The organism is Maribellus sp. YY47 (assembly GCF_023111095.1).
Classification (GTDB): domain Bacteria; phylum Bacteroidota; class Bacteroidia; order Bacteroidales; family Prolixibacteraceae; genus Draconibacterium.
This window is the reverse complement of the sequence record NZ_JALGYW010000023.1, coordinates 73,692-81,885: the sequence shown is the minus strand read 5'-3', so window position 1 is coordinate 81,885 and position 8,194 is coordinate 73,692. Positions and strand designations below refer to the sequence as shown.

6 protein-coding genes are annotated in these 8,194 nt (G+C 46.8%); 1 reads left to right on the top strand and 5 read right to left on the bottom strand.

From position 1 onward, the window contains the following. Nucleotides 1-131: 131 nt before the first annotated feature. The gene (locus MR764_RS16920) at nucleotides 132-473 is read left to right on the top strand and encodes a transposase (RefSeq protein ID WP_348773088.1); all 342 of its coding nucleotides are present in this window, start codon (nucleotides 132-134) and stop codon (nucleotides 471-473) included. Nucleotides 474-654: 181 nt separating this feature from the next. On the opposite strand, the gene MR764_RS16915 is transcribed toward MR764_RS16920, so the two are convergent. The 5 genes from MR764_RS16915 to MR764_RS16895 all read right to left on the bottom strand — a co-directional run bounded on the left by MR764_RS16915 (nucleotide 655) and on the right by MR764_RS16895 (nucleotide 8,011). Continuing rightward, complete coding sequence (locus tag MR764_RS16915; RefSeq protein ID WP_247980631.1) at nucleotides 655-3,282, bottom strand: TonB-dependent receptor; 2,628 nt, start codon at nucleotides 3,280-3,282, stop codon at nucleotides 655-657. A 142-nt stretch (nucleotides 3,283-3,424) separates the two neighbouring features. After that, nucleotides 3,425-3,898 carry a hypothetical protein gene (locus MR764_RS16910; RefSeq protein ID WP_247980630.1) on the bottom strand — a complete coding sequence of 158 codons (474 nt, stop codon included), beginning with the start codon at nucleotides 3,896-3,898 and terminating at the stop codon, nucleotides 3,425-3,427. After that, nucleotides 3,888-4,718: a peptidylprolyl isomerase gene (locus MR764_RS16905; protein ID WP_247980629.1), complete on the bottom strand. Its 831-nt coding sequence runs from the start codon at nucleotides 4,716-4,718 to the stop codon at nucleotides 3,888-3,890. Before MR764_RS16905 ends, MR764_RS16910 begins: the two co-directional genes overlap by 11 nt. Nucleotides 4,719-4,774: 56 nt before the next feature. Beyond that, nucleotides 4,775-5,410 carry a hypothetical protein gene (locus MR764_RS16900; RefSeq protein ID WP_247980628.1) on the bottom strand — a complete coding sequence of 212 codons (636 nt, stop codon included), beginning with the start codon at nucleotides 5,408-5,410 and terminating at the stop codon, nucleotides 4,775-4,777. Nucleotides 5,411-5,611: 201 nt separating this feature from the next. Continuing rightward, nucleotides 5,612-8,011, bottom strand: a complete 2,400-nt coding sequence (locus MR764_RS16895) for a TonB-dependent receptor (RefSeq protein WP_247980627.1) — start codon at nucleotides 8,009-8,011, stop codon at nucleotides 5,612-5,614. Between the last annotated feature and the right edge of the window lie 183 nt (nucleotides 8,012-8,194).

Here is an 8,194-nt window from a genome sequence, read left to right as displayed (position 1 = left end):
ATTGCTTGTTTGCATGCAAAAATCCGTATTTTCAATTCAAATCGTCACGCTATCAAAAATCGCTACAAGTACGACTAACAAAGAATTTCAAAGAACGTCTATTAATTTTTAATACCCACTAGTGATGGGGAATAATAAAGAATAAAAATTGCCATTTGTACAGAATTAACGGTATGGAAGAGCATATTCATATTTTAACAGACCTTCATCCATCCGTTGCATTAGCAGATTTTGTCAGAGATATTAAAACAGCTTCGTCTATCTGGGTAAAAGAATCCGGGCATTTCCCAAATTTTATTGGATGGGCCGATGGTTATGCCGCATTAACTTATTCGTATTGGGATAAGGACAAACTGATAAACTATATTAAAAATCAGGAAGGGCACCACAAAACTGAGCCTTTTGAAGCAGAATTCCGAAGACTTTTAGAAGAACATAACATTAAAATTGATGAGCAGTACTTCCTGAAGTAACGATCTTCGTTCAACCCCTTTCGGGGCTGAGATACAGCCTTTCATCCACCACCGGCTATACCGGTGGTTACTCATGTTTAGTCCTTTCAGGACTTTTGCAAAACTGATTTGACCGTTTCTGTTTTTGTATTCTTTTTAGTAAAGGTGTTTTGCCTGAAATTTACTTTTGCGGCACGCTTACTTATCTGTTCCTTCTGTTTCGCTTAAAATAGGCTTTTGGTTTCTTGGTGAAATTCCAGGTGAGTTTGGTGCCGATCATCTTTGGTGGGCCGGGAACAAACGTGGGTACCCCAAACAAACTTCCCGTGTTTCCGGCGCTGGTAATATACTGTTCGTCCAGCACATTGCTGCCCCAAACCGAAAGGATAATATTCGGGTCTTCCAACTCCAGTCCACCGTTGATGTTCAGCAAGCCATAGGCATCCTGTTCGAGGCCCGGAGTGCTGGCATCTTCGAAATACATGTGCGATTTCCAGGCATACGATGGCGTTACAAAAAGCCTGATGGTGGGCGTAATATTTACTTGTGCATGAAATCCAACATTAAGGCTGTGTTCGGGCGCCAGGCTAAACACATTTCCGGAGTATTCCTGGGGCTGCCCGTCCACATCCGTGGAGTCGAATTCGGTCTTTAGCCAGGCATAGTTGGCAAACAAGTGAAGCTGTTCAATAACGGCTACCCGAAGATTGGCTTCCGCCCCGTATGAAGTAGCTTGTCCGCCGTCTTTCGAGATGTAATTAAACTCGCCCGTGGAAGCATTAGCCACCCAGGCACGTGTCTGAAAGTTTTTGTAGAGCTGATAAAAACCGGTTACATCCAGGTAAATGCGGTCGAAGAAAGCGGCTTTAAAACCGGCTTCGAAATTATCGAGCGTTTCGGCATCCAGTACTTGTTTTTCTCCGGTTGAAGTAAATTGCAATACGTTGGGACGACGTCCGCGCGAATAATTGGCAAAGAGGTTTCCGTATTCGTTAAAGCGGTATTTCAAGCCTCCTCGATAAGTAAACGACAAGGTGGTTTTGCTAATCTCCTGCCAATCGCCCGGACGGAAAAATACATTGGGGGCATTGCCCAGGTATCCGCCCAAAACAGAAGAATCGCCGCCGGTCATGCTGGCTTCATTCCCCAGTTTGTAATGGTCGTAAACAATGCGCGCGCCACCCGAAACAAAAAACTTCCGGCTTAACTGATAGCTTACATCAATAAAACCTTCAACGGCTGAATTGGTCGCCTTGCTGTAATTTTCTTCCTGATGGTTGGTGGGGAGCGGAATATAAATGGTAGTGTCGAGTTCAGCAATGTAATTGGGAATGACACTGATCGATATCGGTTGCCCGTTGTTGTCAACCAGTGGCATGGGCGGACTGGACAACATGAGATTGGCGAGTTGCTGTTCGTTGGGCGAGAACCAGTAGTTCTGGTCGGCAGTTTCGTGCCAGTAGCTTGCCCCGAGTACGCCATTCAGGCTGCTGTTTTGCGAGAAGTTTCCCCTGATTTCCTGGTAAAACTGACTGGCGCTCGTATTTTCTGCCATGTCGATGGCTGCCGAGGCTGTTCCGTCACCGTCCCAGCGCGCCGAAGCATCGTTGGTGCGGTACGAAGTGATCGATGTCCAGTAATTGTGTTCACTCATGTACAGGCGGTAATTCAGCGTGGCGTCAAAAATCTCTTTTCCGGTTCCCAGGTTGGTGCCCTGTTCATGCGACGCTACGCCACTGAATATCCCAATGGTGCCGTTGGTGTTGGGCAGACTGTCGGGCATAAAGGCAATTCCCGGAGTATCGTCTTTCTGGTAATTCACAACGAGGTCTAATTTATGGTTCCACGCCGGTTTGAAGCGAACCGAAAAACGTCCTCCGTAAGTGTCTTTTCCCATCAGGTCGCCACCAAAAGTATTTTCAACATAGCCGTCGCGGTAGTTGTAAATGCCGGCTGCCCGCACCGCCAGTTTGTCTTTTATCACTGGTAGGTTGACAAAACCACGCACCTCTTTTTGTCCATAATCTCCATATCCGGCGGTGAGACTTCCGTTGAATTCGCCGGTGGGCATTTTGCTGACGTAATGCACCGCCCCGGCCTGGGCGCTTCTGCCAAACAGGGTGTTTTGCGGTCCTTTCAAAACTTCCACACGATCCATGTCATACAATTCGAGTGAGGCGCCACTGGCACGGTTGATCGGAACATTGTTGAAATACACCGAAACACGTGGCTGGGCGCTGGGGCTTACTTCGTCGCTGGTGAGGCCTCGAATGACAAAGCCCGGCCGGTTGGCGCCCTGTTCCGGAATGTATAGCCCGGGTACGAATTCGCTCATCAGACTCAGGTCGGTAATGTTCGATTGTTCCATGGTCTGAGCGCTTACCGAACTAATGGCGGTTGGCACATCGAGGATTTGTTGTTCGCGTTTTTGAGCACTAACCAGAATCGGTTCCAGGTGAATATTGTCGAGTGGCAACATTACATTCTTCACGTTTTGTCCCTTTTGAAGAATGATGTCGGCGGTGTGCGTTTCGTATCCGATAAATGAAACCCGGACACGGGTACGGCCTTCCACCAGTCCCCAAATGATGTATTCTCCGTCTTCGTTGGTGTTTACGCCCTTTGCCGTTCCATCGATGGTAACCGTGGCGCCCGGCAGCGGATTGTAATCTTCGTCGTACACCGATCCCCGGATAAAAACCGAAGGCATTTCGTTGGTAACTGCTTCAGTGTTGCGGTATTTCCGTTTTACCTTTCCGCGTTTTTTTGTTTGCGCAAAAGCGGTAGTCGACAGCATAACAAGGATGAGTAAAAGGCCGGTTATCTTCATGAATTCAATTTTACGATAGCGAATACCTATGAAACGAAAAACAAGGATCAATTATTTTTGCGGTCACGAATATAGCACGATTTATATGCCTGATTAAACAGTTTTTCAGGGAGAGTTGTTTTGACGGAACAGCAGGAGGGGTCTATTTCGGAGAATACACCGGTTTATGCAGCCAAATGGCAAATTCATCAAGGCATTTGTATCCGTCGTCCTGTGTTTTGCATTTTTTTATGGGAATGGCAGGCCGTTTGGCCCGGTTTACCAGGTAAATACGGTATTCTGTTTTGTGGGAAGTATTACTTCTGTTGGACCGGCTGTACATGGTGTAAACCTTCCGCAGTGGTACGAGCGTAACCCCGATGTATTCGTCGAGCGAGTGCCATTGTCCGGTCTTAAACAACCCAAATTGGTTGTTGTAGTTTCTGAATTTTTTTTGTCCGGTATCAATTTCCACGCCTGAATAGGTCGAGAACAGATAAATCATAGCGATGACGCAGACTACAGTGATAATGGTCAGGTGATTTTGGATGCCTAAAACAACTCCCGGCACAAACATGAAACCGAAGAAAATATACGGGCCGGTTAAAAAGTACGATATTTTATTGTCAATTTTCATCGGCTAGAATTTTGGCGGAGATGATCCGAATGTCGGATAACGGACGGGCAAGCGGATCGACCGGAAGTGTGGCGATCGAATCTACCACATTCATTCCTTTTATGACTTCTCCAAAAACCGTGTAGTTCTGATCAAGGTGCGGAGCGCCTCCCGAGGTCTTGTAAACTTCGCGGTGAGCCTCAGGGATGGAATATCGCTCAAAATCGGAATAATTTTCGGCACCGGCTTTTATACTGTCGCTCAAGGTCGAAAGTTGTTTTTCGTCTTCGCTATCGATGGCGAGTTGCAGGGCATCGCGTAAGGTTTTGTGGTGAGGATCGTTGATAAAGGCATGTTCCGCGAGCCAGCCATTGATTCTTTTTTCGGCCAGGTTTAAGATGCTGTCGGTTTGAACTTTTCCCTGCACAATAAAGAATTGCGAACCCGATGAGGCTCTTGCCGGATTATTGTCGCGTGCGGCCAGAATGGCGCCCCGTTTATGATAGAGTGTTCCATTGATTTCTGAAGGAATCGTATATCCCGGACCTCCGTTCCCGAGAGTATCTCCCGGTGCGGCCGTTTTGCTGTCAGGGTCGCCCGACTGGATGCCAAAACCGTTGATCACCCGGTGAAAAAGCATGCCGTCGAAATATCCGTCGTTTACAAGTTTTACAAAATTGTCGCGATGGAGGGGCGTTTCATTCGAGAGTTCGAGAATCACATTCCCCATGTCGGTGCTCAGTTCTACTTTCACTATTTGGGGATCCTGTGTTTTTTTGTTCGAAGAAGTACAGGCAGTAAAAAATGCCAGCAGAAGAATGGCGCAGCGAAAACGATTCATGTTTTATCGGTTGTTGAATCTCAAAGCTACAAAAATTGTTTGGATCGGAAAATCCTTTATTCCAGGGTTAGCTTGCGCCGCTGAATGTACGAATGCCATAAAATATAAGTAGCCACCGAACGGTAGGGGCTAAATTTTTCCATGTATCGAATGATTTCTTCTTTTGATGCTTCGGGAGAAACCAGTTTTAATTCGTACACTGCTTTAATGGTGGCCAGGTCGCCGGGAGGGAAAATATCAGCGAAATGCAAACTCATCAGTGCGTACATGTCAACGGTCCAGTGCCCGATGCCTTTTAACTGAAGCAGCCGTTCTCTGATGCTTTCTTCGGGGAGTTTATTCAGCGCTTCAAGATCCAGCTTTCCTTCGACAAGCTCGCGGGCAAGTTGCCGGGTGTAGATGGTTTTTTGCCGGCTGAAATAGCACGAACGCAGTTCGTCGTCACTCAGCAGCAAAATGTTTTCCGGGGTGATTTCGCCGATTCGCTCCTGCAGGCGCACAAAGGCGGCTTTTGCCGATGCCAGCGACACTTGTTGTTCAAGGATGGTAAGTACCAGCGTGGCGAAATTCGGATCGCGGTGCCAGAAAGGAGGGTAGTCAAATTCTTTGATTACTGCTTCCAGCTTAGGCTCCAACTCCAGGCAATGATCGCAAAGTTGTTTGAATTCATTTTCGTCCCCGATTTTCTTCATCCTGTAAAAATAAAAAAAGAGGGATGCAACCATCCCTCTTGAAGGTAATACAGAATTAAATAAGTTAAAAAACCTCAACGATTTTTTGCCTTACTGTTTTATAAACGGCAAATGATTTTTTTTAGTGCCGGAGAAAATCGATTATTTTGATCATAACGAATACAACATCGATTCCATCTCCTTTTAAAAGAGCTTCTTCCGTTAAATTTTAAACAAAGCCGAGAATATAAAATTTACTCCCGGGGCTACCACCCCCGAAGAGTAGGGGCGGTATCGTTTGTCGAAGATGTTTTCCACCCCGGCACTCAATGTTATTTTCGGGTGAATTTTATAATTCGATTTCAGATTAAGCGTCCACCACGAAGGCGCATACGGATTTCCGTTTTTGTCGATGGCGTACAAGTAAGGCTTGTCCTGTTCCGACGGCGCCAGGTCTTCAAAGGCAATTTCCCCGTTATACATGACATACAGATCGGCAAACCAGCGGTGGTTTTCATAAATCAGGTGCGAGCTTCCAAAGGTTGGCGGAGCATGCCGCACCGGGTATCCGTCAGAATCCTCTCCCATAGTAATGGTAAGGTCGTGTTTGGTGTAAAGGTGCGGGGAAAAGATAAATTCGAAAGCTACAGAACCTCCGTAAATATCGGCTGCATCGGCATTTACCAGCGCTTCCACCTTGCTCAGTGTTCCATCGTATAAAATTGAATCAACTCCCAGCCCGTTGTAATCTCTGCGTACCATGGCATCTTTCAGGCGGGTGTAAAACGCACCTACTTCCAAACTGGCCCTTTCAGCAAAAGTCTTTTTGATTTCCACATCAAGGGTGCGGGAGTATTCCGGCTTGAGGTCGGGATTGGGGACGATCACATTCCCGGGTTCAGAGTCAAAAACCTTGGCAACATCGTCGATGTTGGGTGAACGGAATCCGGTGGATGCGTCCAGGTTGATCTGCCAGTCTGATGAGGGGTGCCATACAAATCCCAGGTTTCCGATCAGGGCCGAATTTTTCATGTTAAAACCCTCGAACGGGAAGCCATAATCCTGCTGGCTGAAATCCCCGCTCATCCAGGTGTAGGTGTATCTTGTTCCGGCCTGCAGTATGAATTTGTCGGCCCACTTGTGCTTGTACATTACATAGGCTGCTGCACTTCCGTAATCGGAATCGCCGGGGTAGCGCGAAGGAATGGATTCTGTATTTCCGGTTAACAGGTTATAAACCGTTCCTTTTGAGTCGATGAGATTGTAATACGATTCCAGCCCATAAAAGAATTCATTTTGCTTGTCGAAGTATTTGGCTGCGTCAAAATTTGCGGAAAAGATGGAGAGGTTTTCCTTGCGTCCGTTTCGGTCGGCTTTATTAATGGCGCGGTCGTACCTGCTTTCTTCGTATTTCTGAAAAGCCGTTTGGATGTTTATTTTGTCGGCCAGACCACTGTTGGGATGAAGAACCAACTGTCCGCTAAACATCGACCAACCCTGAGGCCCGTAGTACCATTCTCCATACCGGAGTTTGTTGTTCCGGTAAACGATCAGCCGGTCGTAACGGGGGATGTCTCCGGTTTCCGAAAGATTGGCACTCAGCAACAAATCAAACTTTTCTGACGGACGGTAACGAACCTTTCCTAAGATGTTGAATTGACTGTAGCCGGTGTATTTCTGAATTTTATCGTTATCGTTGAAAATAATTTTGTCGGTTCCTTCAAACTTGGCATTTGAAACATATTCCGGGCGAAGGTATTCATCGGGGCCGTGACGTCCCATCCGAAGATCGTCGTAATCGGTATAGGTGGTACTAAGCACCGCGGCCCACTTTTCGTCGCCCCAATTGTAGGTGCCGTGGATGGTTTTCTCGGCGTTGGCGCTTGAGTAGCGGGTGAAAATCTTTCCGGATGAACTGGCTTTGTCAGAAGTGGATAGCCGGGGAGTGAGTGTGTTGAAACTCATTACTCCGCCCAGTGCATCGCTGCCGTAAATTACGGTTCCCGGCCCGAGTATCACCTCGGTGTTTTCGAGACTGTTGGCATCGATGGAAATGACGTTTTGCAGGTTCCCACTCCGGTAAATGGCATTATTCATTCTGATTCCGTCCACAACAATCAAAAGACGGTTGGCTGCAAAACCGCGGATCATCGGACTACCGCCACCCATCTGGCTTTTTTGAATGAAAATTCCATGGCCTGTGCCAAGCAGGTCGGCCGTAGTTTGAGGATTGTAGTGCAGGATATCGGTTGCCGGAATTGACACAATGCTCTGAGGAACTTCTGCCCTGGATTGTTCCCAGCGGTTTACCGAAACCACGATCTCGTCCAATCGCACCGGGTTTTCCACGAGAACTACCACATTACCCTGCTTTTCTATTTTTTCTTTGGTAAGGGTGAGCGACAGATACGATGAGTGTTTAAACAGGATTTTTTCATCCGCATGAAAACCTGCAATGTCGACGCTCCCGTTTTCATCCGATTGAACCGAAAAATGATCCGAAAGCAGAACAACGCCTTCAATCGGCGCTCCCGATTTGCTGTCGGTTATTTTTACATAATGCTGAGCATTGATGGTTTGCGTGAAAAATAGAAAAAGTAGAACAATGTAAAAATGTTTCATACGGTTATGTAGTTTCTTTAATAATGATGCTGATCATTAGGATATTCGCGATAGGATGCTTTTTCCCGTGGTCATTTTTCCGGTATTCATGTTTTGCGCAAAAGTACAATTCTGCGCGACTGGTACAAAAATCATACCTCTTGATCCGGCCTGTCGGGCATCAAGAAAAAGTCCGATTCCAAA